The 20,170-nt window shown below is 71.6% G+C and carries 21 protein-coding genes; 7 read left to right on the top strand and 14 right to left on the bottom strand.

The window, feature by feature from the left end; genetic code table 11:
* Positions 1–255 precede the first annotated feature (255 nt).
* On the bottom strand, positions 256–930 hold the full coding sequence (locus tag ABZ693_RS34450; RefSeq protein WP_359885425.1) for a DNA-3-methyladenine glycosylase: 675 nt from the start codon (positions 928–930) through the stop codon (positions 256–258).
* Between the two features lie 127 nt (positions 931–1,057).
* Between ABZ693_RS34450 and ABZ693_RS34445 the strand changes: the two genes are divergently transcribed.
* From ABZ693_RS34445 to ABZ693_RS34435, 3 genes are all read left to right on the top strand, one after another.
* Entirely contained in the window at positions 1,058–1,840 is a 783-nt protein-coding gene (locus tag ABZ693_RS34445) for a sporulation protein (RefSeq protein WP_359885424.1), read from the top strand.
* 53 nt (positions 1,841–1,893) lie between these two features.
* Positions 1,894–2,433 carry a YbhB/YbcL family Raf kinase inhibitor-like protein gene (locus ABZ693_RS34440; RefSeq protein WP_359885423.1) on the top strand — a complete coding sequence of 180 codons (540 nt, stop codon included), beginning with the start codon at positions 1,894–1,896 and terminating at the stop codon, positions 2,431–2,433.
* Between the two features lie 165 nt (positions 2,434–2,598).
* Positions 2,599–3,117, top strand: a complete 519-nt coding sequence (locus ABZ693_RS34435) for an HNH endonuclease (RefSeq protein ID WP_359885422.1) — start codon at positions 2,599–2,601, stop codon at positions 3,115–3,117.
* Positions 3,118–3,205: 88 nt separating this feature from the next.
* On the opposite strand, the gene ABZ693_RS34430 is transcribed toward ABZ693_RS34435, so the two are convergent.
* The 4 genes from ABZ693_RS34430 to ABZ693_RS34415 all read right to left on the bottom strand — a co-directional run bounded on the left by ABZ693_RS34430 (position 3,206) and on the right by ABZ693_RS34415 (position 6,599).
* Positions 3,206–3,979: a sulfite exporter TauE/SafE family protein gene (locus ABZ693_RS34430; RefSeq protein ID WP_359885421.1), complete on the bottom strand. Its 774-nt coding sequence runs from the start codon at positions 3,977–3,979 to the stop codon at positions 3,206–3,208.
* Positions 3,980–4,137: 158 nt separating this feature from the next.
* Positions 4,138–5,085 carry an SPFH domain-containing protein gene (locus tag ABZ693_RS34425; RefSeq protein WP_359885420.1) on the bottom strand — a complete coding sequence of 316 codons (948 nt, stop codon included), beginning with the start codon at positions 5,083–5,085 and terminating at the stop codon, positions 4,138–4,140.
* Between the two features lie 87 nt (positions 5,086–5,172).
* Positions 5,173–5,604 carry an NfeD family protein gene (locus tag ABZ693_RS34420; RefSeq protein WP_359885419.1) on the bottom strand — a complete coding sequence of 144 codons (432 nt, stop codon included), beginning with the start codon at positions 5,602–5,604 and terminating at the stop codon, positions 5,173–5,175.
* A 203-nt stretch (positions 5,605–5,807) separates the two neighbouring features.
* Complete coding sequence (locus tag ABZ693_RS34415) at positions 5,808–6,599, bottom strand: ABC transporter ATP-binding protein (RefSeq protein WP_359885418.1); 792 nt, start codon at positions 6,597–6,599, stop codon at positions 5,808–5,810.
* Positions 6,600–6,852: 253 nt separating this feature from the next.
* Between ABZ693_RS34415 and ABZ693_RS34410 the strand changes: the two genes are divergently transcribed.
* Entirely contained in the window at positions 6,853–7,653 is an 801-nt protein-coding gene (locus tag ABZ693_RS34410) for an Rv1486c family protein (RefSeq protein ID WP_359885417.1), read from the top strand.
* Between the two features lie 95 nt (positions 7,654–7,748).
* Here the strand turns inward: ABZ693_RS34410 and ABZ693_RS34405 are convergent, their stop codons facing one another.
* The 3 genes from ABZ693_RS34405 to ABZ693_RS34395 all read right to left on the bottom strand — a co-directional run bounded on the left by ABZ693_RS34405 (position 7,749) and on the right by ABZ693_RS34395 (position 9,954).
* Positions 7,749–7,988 carry a chaplin gene (locus ABZ693_RS34405; protein ID WP_359885416.1) on the bottom strand — a complete coding sequence of 80 codons (240 nt, stop codon included), beginning with the start codon at positions 7,986–7,988 and terminating at the stop codon, positions 7,749–7,751.
* A 180-nt stretch (positions 7,989–8,168) separates the two neighbouring features.
* Positions 8,169–8,816 carry a response regulator gene (locus ABZ693_RS34400; protein ID WP_359885415.1) on the bottom strand — a complete coding sequence of 216 codons (648 nt, stop codon included), beginning with the start codon at positions 8,814–8,816 and terminating at the stop codon, positions 8,169–8,171.
* Positions 8,809–9,954, bottom strand: coding sequence for a GAF domain-containing sensor histidine kinase (locus tag ABZ693_RS34395; RefSeq protein WP_359885414.1), 1,146 nt, complete (start codon positions 9,952–9,954; stop codon positions 8,809–8,811). The genes ABZ693_RS34400 and ABZ693_RS34395 overlap by 8 nt, the downstream gene beginning before the upstream one ends.
* A 535-nt stretch (positions 9,955–10,489) precedes the next feature.
* On the opposite strand from ABZ693_RS34395, the gene ABZ693_RS34390 reads away from it, so the two are divergent.
* Complete coding sequence (locus ABZ693_RS34390) at positions 10,490–11,224, top strand: transglycosylase SLT domain-containing protein (RefSeq protein ID WP_359885413.1); 735 nt, start codon at positions 10,490–10,492, stop codon at positions 11,222–11,224.
* A gap of 81 nt (positions 11,225–11,305) precedes the next feature.
* Here ABZ693_RS34390 and ABZ693_RS34385 read toward each other — a convergent pair whose 3' ends face one another.
* Positions 11,306–13,894 (bottom strand): ABC transporter ATP-binding protein/permease, encoded by a 2,589-nt coding sequence (locus ABZ693_RS34385; protein WP_359885412.1) that lies wholly within the window; start codon positions 13,892–13,894, stop codon positions 11,306–11,308.
* Positions 13,895–14,177: 283 nt separating this feature from the next.
* Between ABZ693_RS34385 and serB the strand changes: the two genes are divergently transcribed.
* Positions 14,178–15,410 carry a phosphoserine phosphatase SerB gene (gene serB, locus ABZ693_RS34380; RefSeq protein ID WP_359885411.1) on the top strand — a complete coding sequence of 411 codons (1,233 nt, stop codon included), beginning with the start codon at positions 14,178–14,180 and terminating at the stop codon, positions 15,408–15,410.
* 203 nt (positions 15,411–15,613) lie between these two features.
* Here the strand turns inward: serB and ABZ693_RS34375 are convergent, their stop codons facing one another.
* From ABZ693_RS34375 to ABZ693_RS34355, 5 genes are all read right to left on the bottom strand, one after another.
* On the bottom strand, positions 15,614–16,132 hold the full coding sequence (locus ABZ693_RS34375) for a SixA phosphatase family protein (RefSeq protein WP_359885410.1): 519 nt from the start codon (positions 16,130–16,132) through the stop codon (positions 15,614–15,616).
* Between the two features lie 52 nt (positions 16,133–16,184).
* Positions 16,185–16,406 carry a hypothetical protein gene (locus ABZ693_RS34370; protein WP_359885409.1) on the bottom strand — a complete coding sequence of 74 codons (222 nt, stop codon included), beginning with the start codon at positions 16,404–16,406 and terminating at the stop codon, positions 16,185–16,187.
* 66 nt (positions 16,407–16,472) lie between these two features.
* On the bottom strand, positions 16,473–16,901 hold the full coding sequence (locus ABZ693_RS34365) for a hypothetical protein (protein WP_359885408.1): 429 nt from the start codon (positions 16,899–16,901) through the stop codon (positions 16,473–16,475).
* A 74-nt stretch (positions 16,902–16,975) separates the two neighbouring features.
* Positions 16,976–17,092 (bottom strand): SGM_5486 family transporter-associated protein, encoded by a 117-nt coding sequence (locus ABZ693_RS34360; RefSeq protein ID WP_359885407.1) that lies wholly within the window; start codon positions 17,090–17,092, stop codon positions 16,976–16,978.
* A gap of 17 nt (positions 17,093–17,109) precedes the next feature.
* A complete protein-coding gene (locus ABZ693_RS34355; protein WP_359885406.1) occupies positions 17,110–18,555 on the bottom strand; it encodes a CynX/NimT family MFS transporter in 1,446 nt (481 codons plus the stop codon).
* 105 nt (positions 18,556–18,660) lie between these two features.
* Here ABZ693_RS34355 and ABZ693_RS34350 point away from each other — a divergent pair, with 105 nt between their 5' ends.
* Complete coding sequence (locus tag ABZ693_RS34350; RefSeq protein WP_359885405.1) at positions 18,661–19,428, top strand: FadR/GntR family transcriptional regulator; 768 nt, start codon at positions 18,661–18,663, stop codon at positions 19,426–19,428.
* Positions 19,429–20,170 lie beyond the last annotated feature (742 nt).

Genomic DNA, 20,170 nt, shown 5'->3' with positions numbered 1-20,170 from the left:
CCCTTCCGGCTTTTCGAGCTTATCAGATCTTTTCGATCCGATTCACTCGGCGCTTTCCGTTCCTTTCGGCTTTCGCTTCCAGGCCCTTTCGGCGCGTCCACTACTTTAGCGAATTTCCCCGGCGACTCATAATCGAGTCTTCGGAACGAATTTCGGCATGCCGAAAAAGGCCCCTGAGGGATCTTCGTAAGTGAGTGAATGGCCGCCTCGGGGGGCTTGAGTACGCACTACCCGTCTCAAGCGGCTCGGGCCACATTACGCATCTGTCGCAGCCGAGTCAAACCGGGGGCTCCCGGGGCGTTTCCGCGGCACGTGGGCGCGGTAGGGGCTCACGGTCCGGTCGCCGTCGATCCAGAAGCGCCAGGGGTGCGGGGCGCCGTCGCCGCCGACGCCGGTGCGGGGGCCGGTGCGGATCAGCGCGGGGTCGGGCGGAGTTCCGGTGAGGACGGACAGCGGGGCCTCAAGGCCGGCGCAGACGTCGGTGCCGTCGAGGGAGCGGGCCACGTCGAGGGCGGTGGCGAGGCGGGCCGGGCCCTTGGCCAGCTCCGCGTCGTCGCGGGCCGAGCGGCGGCGGGTCCGGGCCTGCTCGGCGCCCGTGAGGATCTCGCCGGCCCGGAGCAGGACTCCGCTCGCCCGGCCCTCGGGACCGCACACCAGGTTGAGGCAGTGCCACATCCCGTACGTGAAGTAGACGTACGCGTGTCCGGGCGGGCCGAACATGACGGCGTTGCGCGCGGTGCGGCCGCGGAAGGCGTGCGAGCCGGGGTCGATCTCGCCGGCGTACGCCTCCACCTCGGTGAGGCGGAGTTCGATACGGCCCTCCGGGGAGTTCCGTACCAGCGTGCGGCCGAGCAGGTCGGGCGCGACCTCCAGGACGGGGCGGTCGAAGAAGCTCCGCGGGAGCGGGGTGCGGTCGGTGCTCTCGCTCATGGGGTCCGAGCCTAGTGGCGGCCAGGGGCCCGAGGGGGCCGTTCGGGGAACCGGCTACGGTCGTCACGCGTATGTAGGGGTCAGGACTGCGCAGGACAGACAGAGGACCGACAGAAGGAGTCGTTCGGTGGCATTCAAGAAGCTGCTCGCGAGCCTGGGGGCCGGTGGGGCGTCGGTGGAGACCGTGCTCACCGAGGAGAACGTCGTCCCCGGCGGGATCGTCCAGGGCGAGGTGCGGGTTCAGGGCGGTTCGGTCGCCCAGCGGATCGAGGGGCTGTCCGTCGGTCTGCAGGCCCGGGTCGAGGCCGAGGGCAACGACCAGGAGTACAAGCAGGACATCGAGTTCGTGAAGGTGCGGCTCGGCGGCGAGTTCGAGGTGCAGGCCGGCGCGGTGCACGTGGTGCCGTTCGGTCTGGAGATCCCGTGGGAGACGCCGGTCACCGCGATCGCCGGGCAGCAGCTGCGCGGGATGCACATCGGGGTGAAGACCGAGCTGGAGATCGCCCGCGCGGTGGACTCCGGTGACCTGGACCCGATCAACGTCCACCCGCTGCCGGCGCAGCAGGCGATCCTGGACGCGTTCATCCAGCTCGGTTTCCGCTTCAAGAGCGCGGACATGGAGCGCGGGCACATCCGCGGGTCGCGGCAGCGGCTGCCGTTCTACCAGGAGATCGAGTTCTTCGCGCCGCAGCAGTACCGGGGCCTGAACCAGGTCGAGGTCAGCTTCGTCGCGGACGACCGGGAGATGGACGTCGTCCTGGAGATGGACAAGAAGCCGGGGCTGTTCACCGAGGGCAGCGACACCTACCGGGCGTTCAAGGTGGGGCTGCACGACTTCCACACGACCGACTGGGCGGCGTACCTGAACCAGTGGCTCGCCGAGGTCGGCGGCCGTCGCAACTGGTTCTAGGCTCGGTCCGTACAGCCGGTCCGCGAGGCCGGGCAGTGATTCGGAGGTTCAACGTGGCCGAGGGCAAGAGGGCACCGCTCCCCCATGACTTCCACCCGCCGGTGGTGCCGTTCACCGTGGTGAGCGACGACGTCGTAGCGGACGGGGTGCTGAAGGAAGCTCAGGTTTTCGCGGCGGGCAACACCTCGCCGCAGCTGCGCTGGGAGGGTTTCCCCGCGGAGGCGAAGAGCTTCGCCGTGACGTGCTTCGACCCGGACGCGCCGACGGGCAGCGGATTCTGGCACTGGGTGCTGTTCGACATCCCGGCGTCGGTGACGGAGCTTCCGGCGGGCGCGGGTTCGGGGTCGTTCGAGGGGCTGCCGTCCGGCGCCGTGCACGCCCGTAACGACTACGGGACCCGGGACTTCGGCGGCGCCGCGCCGCCGCCGGGCGACGGGCCGCACCGGTACGTCTTCACCGTGTACGCGGTGGACCAGGAGAAGCTGGGCCCGGACGCGGACGCGTCGCCCGCGGTCGTCGGCTTCAACCTGCGGTTCCACACACTCGGAAGGGCCCAGCTCGTGGCGGAGTACGAGACTCCGGCGCAGAGCTGATCGTTCGCCCTTTGTTTGCCCGCTTCTGGTCTTGGAGAGATCAGAAGCGGGCATCTTTCTTTACGCGGATATTGCGTTGTCCTACCCCGGCGTGCCCGGCCAGAGTTGATCCGGGCCCGGCTCCTGCGAGAGGCGGCTGGGCCGGCACACGGGAGGTGGGCACAGATGCGGGACACGCTGGTATTGAACGCGAGCTTCGAGCCGCTTTCGACGGTGACACTCAACCGTGCGGTGGTGCTTGTCCTCCAGGACAAGGCCGTCGTGGAGCAGGAGCATCCCGGTCTGCGCATGCGCGCGGCGGCGGTGGACATGCCGGTGCCGCGGGTGATCAGGCTCTGCCGGTACGTACGGGTGCCGTTCCGAAGACACGCGCCGTGGTCGAGGCGGGGCGTGCTGGTCCGGGACCAGCACCGGTGCGCGTACTGCGGGAACCGCGCCACGACCGTCGACCACGTGGTGCCGCGGGCGCAGGGCGGCGGGGACGAGTGGATGAACACGGTGGCGTCGTGCGCCGCGGACAACCACCGCAAGGCCGACCGGACGCCGGAGCAGGCGGGGATGCCACTGCTGCACCTGCCGTTCGTGCCGACTCCGGCGGACGCGATGCTGCTCGCGATGAAGGCGGCGGACCGGCCGAACCTGCCGGGCCCGTCGGCCGAACCGCCTTCCGGCCAGGCGGCGTGACGCGTGCGACCGGCGTGACCGGATACGGCAGAGGACAAAGGGCCCGTCCCCTCTGTGGGGCGGGCCCTCCGTCATATGCCGTATCCGGTCACTTCAGGGTGAGCTGAAGGATCGCGACGATGCCGACGGCGATGATGACGCCGCGCAGCACGGTGGGCGGAAGGCGCCGGCCGACCTTGGCGCCGATCTGGCCGCCGATGGTGGAGCCGACGGCGATGAGGACGACGGCGGTCCAGTCGAATTCGGCGACGAAGAGGAAGAAGACGGCGGCGACGCCGTTGACGACGGCGCTCAGGACGTTCTTGACCGCGTTGATGCGCTGCAGGGTGTCGTTGAGCAGCAGTCCCATGAGCGATATGTAGAGCACGCCCTGGGCGGCGCCGAAGTAGCCGCCGTAGATGCTGGCGAGGAAGAAGCCGACGAGCAGGGCGGCGCCGCCGTGCGGATGGGCCTCGGTGCCGTTGGCCTCTCGGCGGCGCTGGACGGCGGCGCCGATGCGGGGCTGGAGCAGGACGAGCACCAGGGCGATGCCGATGAGGACGGGGACGATCGCGTCGAAGGCGTCGGACGGCAGGGCCAGGAGCAGGATGGCGCCGACGAGTCCGCCGAGGAGCGCGGCGACGCCGAGGCGCAGGACGCGGGCGGTCTGGCCCTTGAGTTCGCTGCGGTAGCCGATGGCCCCGCTGATGGAGCCGGGGACGAGGCCGAGGGCGTTGGAGACGTTCGCCGTGATGGGCGGGAGGCCGGTGGCGAGGAGGACGGGGAACGTGATGAGCGTTCCCGATCCCACGACGGTGTTCATGGCGCCGGCGGCGGTGCCTGCGCCGAAGACCGCGAGCATTTCCCAGATGGACAACGCCATCTCCTTCAGGGTCGGTGAGTCGCCTCCCCGCCCCGTGTGCGGCCGGAGTCGAGGGGCTCGCGGCCGATCATGCCCGAGGTTACGTGTACGTGTCATCCAAAAGGCCCCCGACCCGGTGGACGAACCGGGGCGGAGGCCCGAGGGAGGGAGCGGGTCGGTCAGTCGACCGGGGGAACCTCGCGGCGCTCGGTGCCGGCCGCCGGGGCGCTCTTGGTGAAGCCGGACGCGGCGCCGGGGGCGACGTTGCCGAGGGCGCCGGACAGGCCCTTGAGCGCGTCGCCGATCTCGCTGGGCACGATCCAGAGCTTGTTGGCGTCGCCTTCGGCGATCTTCGGCAGCATCTGGAGGTACTGGTACGAGAGCAGCTTCTGGTCCGGGTCGCCGGCGTGGATGGCCTCGAAGACCGTACGGACGGCCTGCGCCTCACCCTCGGCCTTGAGGGCCGCGGCCCGCGACTCGCCCTCGGCGCGCAGGATCGCGGACTGCTTCTCGCCCTCGGCGGTCAGGATCTGCGACTGGCGGATGCCCTCGGCGGTGAGGATCGCGGCGCGCTTGTCACGGTCGGCGCGCATCTGCTTCTCCATCGAGTCCTGGATGGAGGTCGGCGGCTCGATCGCCTTGAGCTCGACGCGGTTGACGCGGATGCCCCACTTGCCGGTGGCCTCGTCGAGGACACCGCGCAGCGCCGCGTTGATCTCCTCGCGGGAGGTCAGGGTCCGCTCCAGGTCCATGCCGCCGATGATGTTGCGGAGGGTGGTGACGGTGAGCTGCTCGATGGCCTGAATGTAGCTGGCGACCTCGTAGGTCGCGGCACGCGCGTCCGTCACCTGGTAGTAGATGACGGTGTCGATGTTGACGACCAGGTTGTCCTGGGTGATCACCGGCTGCGGCGGGAACGGGACGACCTGCTCGCGCAGGTCGATCCGGTTGCGGATGCGGTCGATGAACGGGACGACGATGTTCAGACCGGCGTTGAGGGTGCGGGTGTAGCGGCCGAACCGTTCGACGATGGCCGCGCTCGCCTGTGGAATGACCTGGATGGTCTTGATCAGGGCGATGAAGACAAGCACCACCAGAATGATCAGGACGATGATGATGGCTGACATCGTGTTGCCTGTGCCCTTCGCTGCCGGTTGATGGACCAGATGATGATCGAGTTTCCCAGATGGCGGAGCGTCATGGGTGAGGTTCGGTCACATGACGACCGCGGTCGCGCCGTCGATATCGACGACATCGACCTGTTCGCCGGGTTCGAAGCTCTGCCCGGAGTCGAGGGCGCGGGCGGACCAGACCTCTCCGGCCAGCTTGATGCGGCCGCCGCCGCTGCCGTCGACGCGTTCCAGGACGACGGCCTGACGGCCCTTCAGGGCGTCGACGCCGGTGGTGAGACCGGGCCGGTCGCTGCGGTGGCGGGCGGCGATGGGTCTGACGACCGCGATGAGCGCGACGGAGACCACGGCGAAGACCACCACCTGGGCGACGATCCCGAAACCGAGCGCGGCGGTCCCCGCTCCCGCGATCGCGCCGACGGCGAGCATGCCGAACTCCGGCATCGCGGTGAGGACGAGAGGGATGCCGAGCCCCACCGCTCCGATCAGCCACCAGATCCATGCGTCGATGTCCACAAGGTCATGGTAGGGCGGTGCGGCAGCCGGGGACAGGGCCCGGCCGGACCGGGCCGGATGCCGGGCCGAACACCTGCCCGTACGCCCGAACGGACGCCGGGCTCTGTACGGACGCGGCGCCCCGTGGCGGCTTCGGCGGAGGGGCGTCGGGCGGGCGGACCGTCGTCCGGTCACGCGGCCCTGGCCGCTCGGCCGCTCGGCCGTTACTTGAGCGGGAGGCCCTTGGCGGTGTAGCGCTCGCCGTGGTGCTCGACGACGAGCGGGAGGCCGAAGCAGTGGGAGAGGTTGCGGGAGGTCAGCTCGGTCTCCATCGGTCCGGCGGCGAGGACCTTGCCCTGGCGGATCATCAGGACGTGGGTGAAGCCCGGGGGGATCTCCTCGACGTGGTGCGTGACCATGATCATCGAGGGGGCGTACGGATCACGGGCGAGCCGGCCGAGGCGGCGTACCAGGTCCTCGCGGCCGCCGAGGTCGAGACCCGCGGCGGGCTCGTCGAGGAGCAGCAGCTCGGGGTCGGTCATCATCGCGCGGGCGATCAGGGTGCGCTTGCGCTCGCCCTCGGACAGGGTGCCGAACTTGCGGTCCAGGTACTCGGTCATGCCGAGCCGGTCGAGGAACGCCTTGGCGCGCTCCTCGTCGACCGGGTCGTAGTCCTCGTTCCAGGTGGCGGTCATGCCGTACGCGGCGGTGAGGACCGTCTGGAGGACCGTCTGGCGCTTGGGCAGCTTCTCCGCCATGGCGATGCCGGCGATACCGATGCGCGGGCGCAGCTCGAAGACGTCGACGGAGCCGAGGCGGTCACCGAGGATCGTGACGGAACCGGTGGTGGGGTAGAGGTAGCTGGACGCGACGTTCAGAAGGGTGGTCTTGCCGGCGCCGTTGGGGCCGAGGATGACCCAGCGCTGCCCTTCCTTGACCGACCAGGAGACGTCGTCCACCAGAGCACGTCCGTCGCGGACCACGGATACGTCCACCAGCTCCAGTACATCGCTCATGAGCGCGTTGTCTCCCCTTGCGGTCGAGTCGTGTCGTCGCCAAGCGCCGATGGGCGCGGCGTCCAGGTAAGAACCTACGCCACCGGCGGGCCGGGCCGGTCCCTAGGGCTGGCTTTGGGCGGGATTCATGCCGTTGCGGCGAAGAAGTACGAGAGAGGATTCCGGACGTCGGGCAAGAGGCGAGTGGGGCACGTTCCGGGGATCTCCGCTCGTACGGACCAGGCGCGCAAGGGCCATCTCCTAGGCTTGGGGGATGCATTCGGAACCACGCTCAGGACGTCTGGCCGCCTGGGGCAATGCCCTGCTGGCCGGGACGGTGTCGCCGGACGACGCGGCGCTCGCGATTGTCGGGGAGGACGCGGTACACCGCGTGGAGGGGCTGCCGGGCGAGGCGGGGCCGGTGGGCCTGACGCTGGCGCTGGGGCGGCTGCGGCGGCTCGGGGTGACCGGGTGGCGGTTGGCGCTGCCGGCGCCGGGGCATCCGCTGGGGCTGAGCGGTCCGCCGGAGTTCAACGCTCGGGCGCTGGCGGCGGAGGAGGCGGTGGTCGGTTTCGGCGCGCCGTACGGGCTGGTGCCGGAGGTCTCGGAAGTGGGGCCGCCGGGTGACCGGCATGTGACGGTCGTCTGGCACTGTCTGCCGGTACGGGAGGCTCCGCCGGCGGACGTGCCCTCGCTCGGCGAGGCGGAGCGGGAGCTGGCGGAGGCGCTGCGGGACGCGACGCTGGTGCTGACCCGGCTCGACGTCGCGGCGTCCGGGCCGGCGGCCGAGGCGGCGCGGGACGCGTACCGGGCCCGTGCGGAGGCCGGCAGCGAGATCCTGGCCCCGGGGTATCCGCCGCGCGCGGTCCGGGTGCTGGAGCTGGCCCGGCGGATCGGGATGCTCGTCGATCTGGCGTACGACGGCCATGGCGGCGCGGTGAGCGCGGGCGAGATGGCGGCCCGAGGAGAGGCGTTGCGGCCGGTGGAGCGGGTCGCGCGGCGGGCCCAGGTCGCCGCCTACAACGCGTACGTCGAGGACAGGGAGCGCGAGCGCGAGAAGGAGCGGGGCCTGTAGGAGCCCTCTCCCCGTTCCTCGCACCGCTCGGTGCGACGGACAGCAAAAGGCCCGGCCCCCGGGGGATCGTCCGGGGGCCGGGAGTTTCGGGGGCGTCAGCCGTTGACGGCGCCGTTGCCGAAGGCCGGGTTGAGCAGGCCGATCACGTCGATCGTGTTGCCGGAGACGTTCACGGGGACGTGGACCGGGGCCTGCACCACGTTGCCGGAGGCGACGCCCGGCGAGCAGACGGCCTTCCCCTGGGCGCCCGAGTCGGCGGAGGCGGCGCCGGCACCGGCGGCGACGATGCCGCCGGCGATCATGGTGAGGGCTGCGGCCTTCTTGATGCTGATCACGTGAAGTTCCTCCTGGTCGTCGCTGCGGCCGGTCCGCCGCAGCACGCCCTGAAGAACGCCGCCACCCCCGGGAGGTTGCGCCGAACGGGGGACATACGCCCGACAGTATGAAAAGGGGAACGGCCGTGCCCAGTCGGACGGCGGCCGGCCGCGTTCCCCTTCTGTGTCGTCATGCCGTTTCTATGTCGTCATGCCGTGCCGTACGGCCCAGAGCGCGGCCTGGGTCCGGTCGGCGAGGTCCAGCTTCATGAGGATGTTCGAGACGTGCGTCTTGACCGTCTTCTCGGACAGGACGAGCGCGCGGGCGATCTCGCGGTTGGAGCGGCCGTCCGCTATCAGGCCCAGCACCTCCCGCTCCCGTTCGGTCAGCGTGGAGCCGCGCCCGGTGCCCCCGCCGGAGCCGTGGTCGTCCTGGGTGAGGAGCGCGCCGGCGACCTCGGGCTGGAGCAGGACGTGCCCGGCGTGGACGGAGCGGATGGCGCCGGCCAGGGCGTCGGGGTCGATGTCCTTGTAGACGTACCCCTTCGCGCCGGCCCGCAGCGCGGGGATCACGGTGCGCTGCTCGGTGAAGCTGGTGACGATCAGGACGCGCGCGGGGTTGCCGAGGTCGCGCAGCCGGCGCAGGGCCTCGATGCCGTCGGTGCCGGGCATCTTGACGTCCATGAGGACGACGTCGGGCCGCAGCTCCTCGGCGCGGGCGACGCCCTCGGCGCCGTCGGCCGCCTCCCCCACCACTTCTATGTCGTCCTGGACCTCCAGGAAGGTGCGCAGGCCGCGGCGGACGACCTGGTGGTCGTCGACGAGCAGGACCCGGATCCGTTCAGCCACCGGGGACCTCCATCTCGATCGTGGTGCCCTGGCCCGGGGCCGAGGTCACGGTGAGCCGGCCGCCGACACCGTCGGCCCGGTCGCGCATGGACACCAGGCCGAGGTGGCGGCCGGCGCTGCGGACGGTCGTCGGGTCGAAGCCGGTGCCGTCGTCGGTGACGGTGAGCAGGGTGCCGGTGGCGCCGCGGGTCAGGGAGACGGTGACCAGCTCGCCGCCGGAGTGCCGCAGCGCGTTGTGCAGGGCCTCCTGGGCGACGCGGAGCAGGGCCTCCTCCTGGGCGGCGGGCAGGGCGCGGATGCCGGAGCCGTCGAAGGTGACGCGCGCGGTGTGGGCGCGGTCGAGGACCTGGACCTGGGTACGGAGGGTGTGGACCAGGCCGTCCTCGTCGAGGGCGGCGGGGCGCAGCTCGACGACGGCGGCGCGCAGCTCCTCGGTGGCCTCGCCGGCCAGCTCGGCGACCTGCTGCAGGGCGCCCTTGGCGCGGGCGGGGTCGCGGTCGACGAGGGCGGCGGCGGCCTGGGCGGTGAGCCGGAGCGAGAACAGCTTCTGGCTGACCGCGTCGTGCAGCTCGTGGGCGAGCCGGGAGCGCTCCTCGGCGATGGTCAGCTCGCGGCTGCGCTCATAGAGCCGGGCGTTGGTGAGCGCGATGGCGGCGTGCTGGGCGAGGAGGGTGAGCAGCTCCTCGTCCTCGGCGGTGAAGCCGCAGCTGCCCTCCGGCTTGGGGCAGCGCTTGTTGGCGAGGAAGAGGGCGGCGAGGGTCTCGTCGCCGTCGCGGACGGGCAGGCCGAGGAAGTCGGACATCGCGGGGTGGGTGTCGGGCCAGCCCTCGAAGCGGGGGTCCTTGCGGACGTCGGCGAGCCGCTCGGGCTCGGCCTTGTCGAGCATGGCGGCGAGGATGCCGTGCTGCCGGGGCAGCGGGCCGATGGCGCGCCACTGCTCCTCGGTGACGCCGTCGACGACGAACTGGGCGAAGCCCCCGTGGTCGTCGGGGACGCCGAGGGCCGCGTACTCGGCGTCGAGGAGTTCCCGGGCGGAGGCGACGATCGTCTTGAGGACGTCGCGGACCTCCATCCGGCGGTTCATCGCCAGCAGCGCGCTGCTCACGGCGGCGAGACCGGAGCTCGGTCGGTGACTCATGGTTTCACCGTACCCGTGGGGTGTGACAGTCCGTATCCGTCCGGGGACCGCGGCGACCTGGGCCCGGAGACCTACGCCGAAGGGCCCGCCCGCCGGGTACGGCGCGGGGCCGGCCGGGGCCGCCCTCACGCGCGCGTACGGAGAGAGGGACGGGTACGCGCGCGGGGTGCGGGGGCCGCGGGGCGGGGCCTGTGGGGTGGCCGGGGAAGCCTGCCCGGGAGTGGCCTCACCGTGCGCATTGCTCATGCAACATCCAGTGACGTCACCCCCCGGCCGATGTGAGGCCGCGCATAGGACCCAGGTCACTTACGAATGTCCCTAGTGGAAGGGCAAAGGCCAAGTGAGTGCCGTTGGGGCCGGATCCCGAGTGGTTCTGGGCCGTTCGGGTGCGGCCCCTGATCCACTACCGGGGATCGTACGTCACATCTTTGCCAGGGCATTTTGCGGCCGCTAAGAATTGCCTTCGTCGCCGCCGAGCCAGGCGCAGCGCCGCCCGGCCTGAGCGACTCCCAGCGATTCGAAGAGGTAGTCCTGCATGTCTGCGAACAACCCCCTGCGCGGTCTGAAGAAGACCCACAAGGCCGCGATCGCCGGCGTCGCCGCACTGAGCGCCGCGGCGCTCGGCTTCACTCTCGTCCCCGGTGGCGGCGGTTCGGCCCAGACCGAGCCCCAGGCGCTCAACAACACCCAGCACGTCACGTGGTCGTACGACGCGAACAGCCCGCAGGCGAAGGCCCTGGCCACCAGCCTGAAGAACGAGCACGGCATCGTCACCTACCAGGCGAAGCTGGCGTCCGACGCCAAGGTCGCCGCCGACCTGCAGAAGCAGGCCGTCGCCGACAAGGCCAAGGCCGCCGCCGAGGCGAAGGCCACGGCGCAGGCCGCCGCCGCGAAGCGCGCCGCCGAGCAGGCCGCCGCGAACCGTTCCGCCACCCGCGCGCCGGTGTACGCGAACAACCTCGACGGCTGGATCCGTGAGTCCCTCGACATCATGAACAAGCACGACATCCCGGGTACGTACCACGGCATCTACAAGAACGTGATGCGTGAGTCCAGCGGCAACCCGATGGCGATCAACAACTGGGACATCAACGCCGTCAACGGCATCCCCTCCAAGGGCCTGCTCCAGGTGATCTACCCGACGTTCAAGACGTACCACATCCCCGGTACGAAGTTCGACCAGTACGACCCGGTCGCCAACATCGTCGCCGCCTGCAACTACGCGGCCGACCGCTACGGCACCATCGACAACGTCAACAGCGCGTACTGATCGTCCGTACCCGCGTACGCCGAAGGGCGGCACCCCCCGCGAGGGGTGCCGCCCTTCGGCGTACAGGTGGCTCCGCGGTCGTTACTTGCGCATGACCTCGGGCTCGTGGCGGCGCAACAGCCGCGCGACCAGGACACCGAGCACCGCCGTCATGAGCAGCAGCACGCCGATGTCGAAGCCCCACTGGCCGGCGCTGTGCTCCCACAGCGGGTCCAGGTCGGTGGGGTTCTTCGGGTCCCACGGGGCCATCAGGTGGCCCAGGTCCAGGGTCGTGGCCGCGCCGCCGATGGCCCAGCGGGACGGCATCAGCCAGGCGAACTGCTCCAGGCCCGGCGAGTCGTACACCTGGAACAGCACACCGGTGAAGACGACCTGCACGATGGCGAACATGACCAGCAGCGGCATGGTCTTCTCGGCGGTCTTCACCAGCGAGGAGATGACCAGGCCGACCATCATCGAGGTGAGGCCGAGCGCGATGACCACCAGGCACAGTTCGAGGGCCGGCGGCATGATCAGGCCCTCGGCGGGCATCTTGCGCGGGGTGAAGCCGATGCCGCAGATGATGACGCCCTGGAAGGCCGTGATGAGGCCGAGGACGATCACCTTGGACATCAGGTACGCGGAGCGGGACAGGCCGGTGGCGCGTTCCCGTTCGTAGATGACCCGTTCCTTGATCAGCTCACGGACCGAGTTCGCGGCGCCCGAGAAACACATGCCGACGGTGAGGATCAGCATGATCGTGCCGGCGGCGCCGTTGAACCGGGCGGGCGGCGTGGGCGGCGCCAGGCCGTAGGTGGCCGGGATGACCGCGGACACCCCGCCGAGGACGGCCGGGAGGATCACCATGAGGGCGAGGAAGCCCTTGTCGGAGGCGATCACCGACACGTAGCGGCGGATCAGGGTCCACAGCTGGGAGCCCCAGCCCTGCGGCTTGGGCGGCCTGGTCATCGCCTGCTGCGCGTGCTGCGGCATCTGCACCGGCTGGGCGGCGACGGCGTCGATCTCCGCCGCGTACATCTGGTAGTGCTGCGAGCCCTTCCAGCGGCCCGCCCAGTCGTAGTCGCGGTAGTTCTCGAACGCGGAGAAGACGTCGGCCCAGGTGGAGTAGCCGAAGAAGTTGAGCGCCTCGTCCGGCGGGCCGAAGTAGGCCACCGAGCCGCCGGGCGCCATCACGAGCAGCTTGTCGCACAGCGCCAGCTCGGCCACCGAGTGGGTGACGACGAGGACCGTGCGGCCGTCGTCGGCGAGGCCGCGCAGCAGCTGCATGACGTCGCGGTCCATACCCGGGTCGAGGCCGGAGGTCGGCTCGTCCAGGAAGATCAGCGACGGCTTCGTCAGCAGCTCCAGGGCCACGGAGACACGCTTGCGCTGGCCACCGGAGAGGGAGGTGACCTTCTTCTCCTTGTGGATGTCGAGCTTGAGCTCGCGCAGCACCTCGCTGATCCGGGCCTCGCGCTCGGCCGTGGCGGTGTCGCCGGGGAAGCGGAGCTTGGCCGCGTACCGCAGGGCCTTCTGGACGGTCAGTTCCTTGTGCAGGATGTCGTCCTGCGGGACCAGACCGATGCGCTGGCGCAGCTCGGCGAACTGCTTGTACAGGCTGCGGTTGTCGTAGAGGACGTCACCCTGGTCGGCCGGCCGGTAACCGGTCAGCGCCTTCAGCAGGGTCGACTTGCCGGAGCCGGACGGGCCGATGACGCCGATCAGCGACTTCTCGGGGACGCCGAAGGTGACGTCCTTGAGGATCTGCTTGCCGCCGTCGACGGTCACCGTGAGGTGGCGCGCGGAGAAGGAGACCGCACCGGTGTCGACGAACTCCTCGAGCTGGTTGCCGACGATCCGGAAGGTGGAGTGGCCGACGCCGACGATGTCGTTCGGGCCGAGGACGGCGGTGCCGCCCTTGGGGATCGGCTGACCGTTGACGTACGTGCCGTTGTGCGAGCCGAGGTCGCGGATCTGGAAGCGGCCGTCGGGGGTCGCGTGGAACTCGGCGTGGTGCCGCGAGACCTGAAGGTCGGAGACGACCAGCTCGTTCTCCAGGGCACGGCCGATGCGCATGACCCGGTCGAGGGCGAGCTGGTGGAAGGTCGTGGGGCTGCGGTCGCCGTGGACCGGTGCCGCGCCCTGGACGTCGGCCGGCTTCTGGTACGAGGCCTGCGGCGGCTGCTGCGGGACCGCGTGCGGGGCCTGCTGGACCTGCGGCGGCATCTGCTGCTGCGCGGCCGGCTGCTGCCACTGCTGCTGCGCCTGCTGCGGCGGCGCCTGGTGCGCGGGCTGCTGTACGGGCTGCGGCGCGGCCTGCTGCTGCGGCACCGCGTGCGGGGCCTGCTGGACCTGCTGAGCCTGCGGCTGCGGCGCCTGCTGCCGCGCGGCCGGAGCACCGGCGGCGGCGAGGTTCAGGCGCGGACCGTCGGTGGCGTTGCCGAGGTTCACGGCCGAGCCGGGGCCTATCTCCACCTGGTGGATCCGCTGCCCCTGCAGATACGTGCCGTTCGTCGAGCCGTGGTCCTCGATGACCCAGCTCCGGCCGCCCCAGCTGATGGTGGCGTGCCGCCACGAGACCCTGGCGTCGTCGATCACCAGGTCGCCCTGGGGGTCCCGGCCCAGGGTGTACGACCTGGACGGATCGAGAGTCCAGGTCCTTCCGTTCAATTCCAGTACGAGTTCTGGCACTCCACGCCCCACTGTGTGTCCCCCGATGCACCCCCGTCGCCGGGAGCCCAGGGATGGTGAACATCCGGGGGAACTATTTCAGGCCGCCCCCGGAATCCGAAAGTCGGGCCGCGTGAAGAGCTTGCGCACGACCGATATCTCGCGCAAGTCCGCACACGCGCGGTGGATCGCGGCGGGTAAAAGCAGGTCGGCGGCGGGGTGGACGGGCAGGAGGCTCACGGTCGTGTCCGTCAGTCGGGACGGGCGGCGGGTGGCACCGAGTGCCCGATACGGTGGAAGCACCATGAGCGCATCGCAGACCTCAGCCGTCCCCGCCGCGGACGTACCCACTCTTCTGGTCAAGATCTTCGGGAAGGACCGGCCCGGGATCACCGCCGGTCTCTTCGACACCCTCGCCGCCTACTCCGTCGACGTCGTGGACATCGAGCAGGTCGTGTCCCGGGGCCGGCTCGTCCTGTGCGCACTGGTCACCGAGCCGACGGTGGCCTCGCAGGGCGAGCTGCGGGCGACCGTGCACAGCTGGGCCGAGTCCATGAAGCTTCAAGCCGAGATCATCTCGGGCACCGGTGACAACCGTCCGCGCGGCGAGGGCCGCTCGCACGTCACCGTCCTCGGTCACCCGCTGACCGCCGAGCAGACGGCGGCCATAGCGGCCAGGATCGCCGGGGCGGGCGGCAACATCGACCGTATCTTCCGGCTGGCCAAGTACCCGGTGACGGCGGTCGAGTTCGCCGTCTCGGGCTGCGGTACGGAGGAGCTGCGCACGGCGCTGGCCGTCGAGGCGCACACGGTCGGCGTGGACGTGGCCGTCGTCTCCGCCGGGCTGCACCGCCGGGCCCAGCGGCTCGTCGTCATGGACGTCGACTCGACGCTGATCCAGGACGAGGTGATCGAGCTGTTCGCGGCGCACGCGGGCTGCGAGGACAAGGTCGCCGAGGTGACGGCCGCGGCGATGCGCGGCGAGCTGGACTTCGAACAGTCCCTGCACGCGCGGGTGGCGCTGCTGGCGGGCCTGGACGCCTCGGTGGTGGACAAGGTCCGCGCCGAGGTGCGGCTGACGCCCGGGGCGCGCACCCTGATCCGTACCCTCAAGCGGCTCGGCTACCAGGTGGGCGTGGTCTCCGGCGGGTTCACGCAGGTCACCGACGATCTGCGGGAGCGGCTCGGGCTCGACTTCGCCCAGGCCAACACCCTGGAGATCGAGGACGGCAAGCTCACCGGCCGGGTCACCGGGGAGATCGTGGACCGGGCGGGCAAGGCGCGGCTGCTGCGCCGCTTCGCCGAGGAGGCGGGCGTCCCGCTGGCGCAGACGGTCGCGATCGGCGACGGCGCCAACGACCTGGACATGCTGAACACGGCGGGCCTCGGAGTGGCCTTCAACGCCAAGCCGGTGGTGCGCGAGGCCGCGCACACCGCGGTGAACGTGCCCTTCCTGGACACGGTCCTCTATCTGCTCGGGATCACCCGCGAAGAGGTCGAGGCGGCGGACGGCGGCACGGGCGAGCTGCTGAGCTGACGGCGGGCGCGGTCCGGGCGTACGTTCGCGGTCCGGGCCGTACGGGCCCGGTCGCGGTCGCTTCGGGAGTACGGGAGGTACGGGAGCCGGGGCCGCCGCCGCATGATGCGGTGCGTCCGGCTCCCCCAGGACGCGAGTGCCCCCGGGTCCGCGCGTCCGGCCCGAGCCCGGGAATATGCCGGGTCCGGGCGGGGCGGGTGGGCTCAGGCGTGCGGGGTCCAGAAGTCGACGAGGGTCCCGGTGCCGGGCTCGACGGACTTCCAGGAGCCGTCGAAGGTGAGGACGGCGAAGGCCGCAGTCGGGAAGCCGACCTGGTTCATCCGGGCCAGGGCGTCGCCCTCGGACCGGCCCGTGAGGATGTCGGCGAGCCCGTGCATGCCGGGGTTGTGGCCGACGAGCAGCAGGTCGGCGACGGCGTCCGGGGTCTCGTTGAGCAGGGCGATGAGCTCGCCGGGCGAGGCCTCGTAGATCCGCTCCTCGTAGACGGTCTTCGGGCGCTCGGGCAGCTCCTGGACGGCCAGCTTCCAGGTCTCGCGCGTCCGCAGCGCGGTCGAGCAGAGGGCCAGGTCGAAGCCGATCCCGGTGTCGGCCAGTCTGCGGCCCGCGACGGGGGCGTCCGTACGGCCGCGCTCGGCGAGCGGGCGCTCGTGGTCGGAGGTCTGGGGCCAGTCCGCCTTGGCGTGTCGAAGCAGCACGATCCTGCGGGGTGTGTCGACGCTCATGGGCCCAGCTTCGCACGAAACGCCCCGGCTCGACCGGGAGACGGTGGAGGCTTCAGCGTGACAGCGAATGCTGGATCTGCTGGACGCGCGTGAGGACGCCGCCGACGCCCTCGTCGGCCGCGTCGCCGGCGGTCGCCCGCGCCTCGCCCTGGCCCGCCATGAACACGAAGAGCGCGGCGAACGCGACCATGGACAGCGACAGCGCCCACCAGGGAAGCCGGGTGGCGGTGCCGGCCGCCATGGGCCGGACGCCGGTGTGGGTTCGCGCCGTCATGGCCGCCTCCGTGGTCGGGATCTCCGTGTGGACTCCCACGCTACGGAGCGCGCGGGCTCCGGCCCATCAGGTGATCCACCCATGCGACCCTGAGAATCGCCCCCTAGGGGATGGTGGGGGCAGCCCCACCTTCCCGGTCCGCGGCCCGCCACGGGCGACCCCCGGGCCGGCTCGGCACGGGCGCGAGGAGGGGCCGTCGTTCAGGGCCCGGATCGGCGTCCGGCCACGGGTGTACAGGACGAGGTTGGCGTCGCGCTGGACCCGGAGCCAGGCCCCCTGGGAGCCGCAGCCGTTCGCGCCCAGGGCCCACAGGGGCCCGCCGTCCCGGTCGTAGCTCACGAAGTCGCCGCCGTTCTGCATCCAGGCGGTCGCTCCCCGCCCGCCGGTGCCGGTGGTCCACAGGGCGGCGTATCCGCCGACGGCGAGGTGGAAGGAGAGGACGAGGTCGCCCTTGTACAGCCACAGCTCATACCAGAGGTTGTCGGTCCCCGACATGCCGTAGTGCGCGGCGATGACAGGGACCCCGCGCGCCCGGGGGCCGGGGGTGGGACGGTGGGTGGATCAGCGGGTCAGGGCGATACGACCGTGGCGATGACGGCGATCACGGCCGAGATGCCGAGCATCGCGCCGAGCACGATGAGCAGCTTCTTCTGACCGTTCGGGGGGTTCGGTTCGAGTACGGGCATGGGCTCAGTCTCGCATCTCAGCATTCGTCCTCGACCGTCCGGTCCCTCCCGGCGAGGGTGCCGACGATCATCTGCGGGATCAGCAGGCCGCCCATCAGCATGACGGGCAGGCCCCAGCCACCGCTGTGCTGGTAGAGCACGCCGACCAGGAGCGGTCCGGGGATGGAGATGAGGTAGCCGACGCTCTGCGCGAAGGCGGAGAGCTTCACGACGCCGGCACCGGTGCGCGAGCGCAGCCCGATCATGGTGAGGGCGAGCGGGAAGGCGCAGTTGGAGACGCCCAGCAGCAGGGCCCAGACCCAGGCGCCGCCGGCCGGGGCGAGGTAGAGACCGGTGTAGCCGGTGAGGCCGCACAGGCCGAGGGCGATGACGATGGGGCCCTGGGTGCGCATCCGGGTGGCGAGGCGGGGGATGACGAAGGCCAGCGGCACGCCCATGACCATGGTGACGGCGAGGAGCACGCCCGCGGTCTCGGCGGAGACGCCTGAGTCGCGGAAGATCTGCGGGATCCAGCCCATGGTGATGTACGCGCCGGTGGACTGGAGGCCGAAGAAGGCGCCGAGCGCCCAGGCGGTACGGCTCCGGGTCACCCGGGGCGCGACGGCGGACGGCACCGCCGCCTCGGCTCCGGTCGCTGTCTCGGCCGCGGTTCCGGCCGTGCTTCCGGCCGGTGCGGCGCCCGGTTCGCCCGTACCGGCGGCACCGCCCTTCCCGGCGGCACCGCCCTTCCCGGCGGCACCGCCCTTCCCGGTGATCACGCGCGGGCCGCCCGGCGTCGTCGCGCGGTCGCGGACCAGGGGCAGCCACGCCAGGACGGCGACGGCGGCGAGCGCCGCCCAGACGCCGAGGCCGAGCCGCCAGCTGCCGCCGAGGGCCCCGGTCAGGGGCACGGTCGCGGCGGCGGCCACCGAGGTGCCCATGGCCAGGGCCATCGAGTAGAGGCCGGTCATGCTGCCGATGCGGTCCGGGAAGTACTTCTTGACGATGACCGGCATGAGGACGTTGCTGAGCGCGATGCCCATGAGGGCGAGGGCGCTCGCGGCGAGGAAGGTGACGGTGCCGCTCGCGAAGGGGCGCAGGGCCAGGCCCGCGCAGATCGCGGCCATGCCGGCGGCGACGACGGCCCCGGGGCCGAAGCGGCCGGCGAGGCGCGGGGCGGTGATGCCGAACACGGCGAAGCAGAGCGAGGGTACGGAGGTGAGGACGCCGGCCACGCTGCCGCTCATGTGGAGGCCCTGGCTGACCTCTTCGAGCAGGGCGCCGAGGCTGGTGATGGCCGGGCGCAGGTTGAGGGCGGCCAGGACGAGTCCGACGGCGACGAACCGACCGACCCAGCGGGCGGGTCCGGCGGGTGCGGCAGAATCGGCGGCGGCCGGGGCGCCGTCGGCGCCGCGGGAGCGGTCACCGGGCCGTCCAGGAGGCGTCCTGGTGGCGTGGTCGAGTGTCTGGGGCTCGTCAGGCATAAGACACATCATAGAATCATGGGATGATTGATTGTCCCACCTTGAACAGTCGATCACGGGACACCACGACGCACCGGATGAACGGGGCGGACAGGAGGTACGGGCATGGCGCTCGGCCAGCCACGGCGCAGCGGGCTCTCCGACCAGGTGATCACCCAGCTGCGGAACCAGATCACCTCGGGCGAGTGGCCGGTCGGCACACGGATCCCGACGGAACCGGAACTGGTCGACCAGCTCGGCGTCGCCCGTAACACCGTCCGCGAGGCGGTCCGCGCGCTCGCCCACAACGGGCTGCTCGACATCCGCCAGGGCTCGGGCACCTACGTGGTGGCGACGAGTGAACTGGCCGGGGTGATGCACCGCCGGTTCGCCGGCTCGGACCCCCGGCACGTGGCCGAACTGCGCGCCACCCTGGAGTCCTCGGCGGCCCGGCTCGCCGCCGAACGGCGCACCGACCGGGACCTCAAGCAGCTCGACGCGCTGCTGCTGCGCCGCGAGGAGGCCTGGGACGCGCGGGACGCGGAGGAGTTCGTCACGGCGGACGCGGCCTTCCACCACGCGGTGGTGGTCGCCTCGCACAACGACGTACTCCTGGAGATCTACGCGGACCTGGGCCACGTGCTGCGCGCGTGGCTGCGGGAGGACGTGGGCGAGACGCTGCGCCCGGAGAACCACATGGACCACACGCGCCTGGTGGAGGCGATCCACGCGGGCGACGGCGAGCGGGCGGCGACGGAGGCGGCCGGCTATCCGTTCATGTGCCTGCGCGTGCCGAAGACGGAAGAGCCCCCGAAGGCCGAGGAGCCCCTGGAGACGCAGGAGCCCTCGAAGGCACAGGGTTCTCCGAAGAGTCCGGGGACTCCGGAGCCGTAAGCCCGTCCGGCCCCCGCCCCACCGGCGCGTGGGTGACCCAGGCCGAGCGGATCTCCTTCCAGCAGCGGCCGGTCACCCGCGCGAAGTCGGCCGGGTCGACGTCGACGGGGGCGCTGTCGCTGTCCACGTCCCACCAGCGGGCGCATTCCACGTGCAGCCGGACCCGGTCGGTGGCGGGGTCGGGATTCCGGCAGTGGGCCGTGACCACGGACCCCTGGGCGACCACCCGGCAGGACGGTCCGGCGTCCTGCCGCGCCCCGCCGCCCTCCGTCTCCCCCTCTCCGTCCCTCGGCGCGGGGCCGGAGCCGTGGGCCGCTCCCCCGGCCCCGGACGCCGACACCGCCCCGGTCCCGACGGGGTCCGTGACCCGGACCCGGGCGGGCGGATCGGGCGCGGCGTGCAGATCGGCGGCGACGGACAGACCGGCGAGCCCGACGAGGAGGGCGCCGACCGAGACGAGCCCGCGAACCCCGCGATGCCGCGCGCGCATACCGCACCTCCTCCCCGACCGTAGCCGGGACCTCACGCTCCGACATCGCATGATCTATCCCAGTCTGGGGTGGATCGCCCGACATTTCGACCCGGGACGGTCCAGGACACACGAAAGGGCCGGGGGGGCCGCCGGGTTCGCGGGGGCCCCCCCCCCCCACAAGGGCGGTGGCTAGTTGGGCGGCCAGGGGGGGGGGAACCCCCGGCCCCGGGGGGGGAGCCCCCCCGCCACACACGCCCCCCGCCCCGCCGC

It is taken from the genome of Streptomyces laurentii (genome assembly GCF_040635425.1).
GTDB lineage: Bacteria > Actinomycetota > Actinomycetes > Streptomycetales > Streptomycetaceae > Streptomyces > Streptomyces laurentii.
This window is presented reverse-complemented; position numbering and strand designations above follow the sequence as displayed.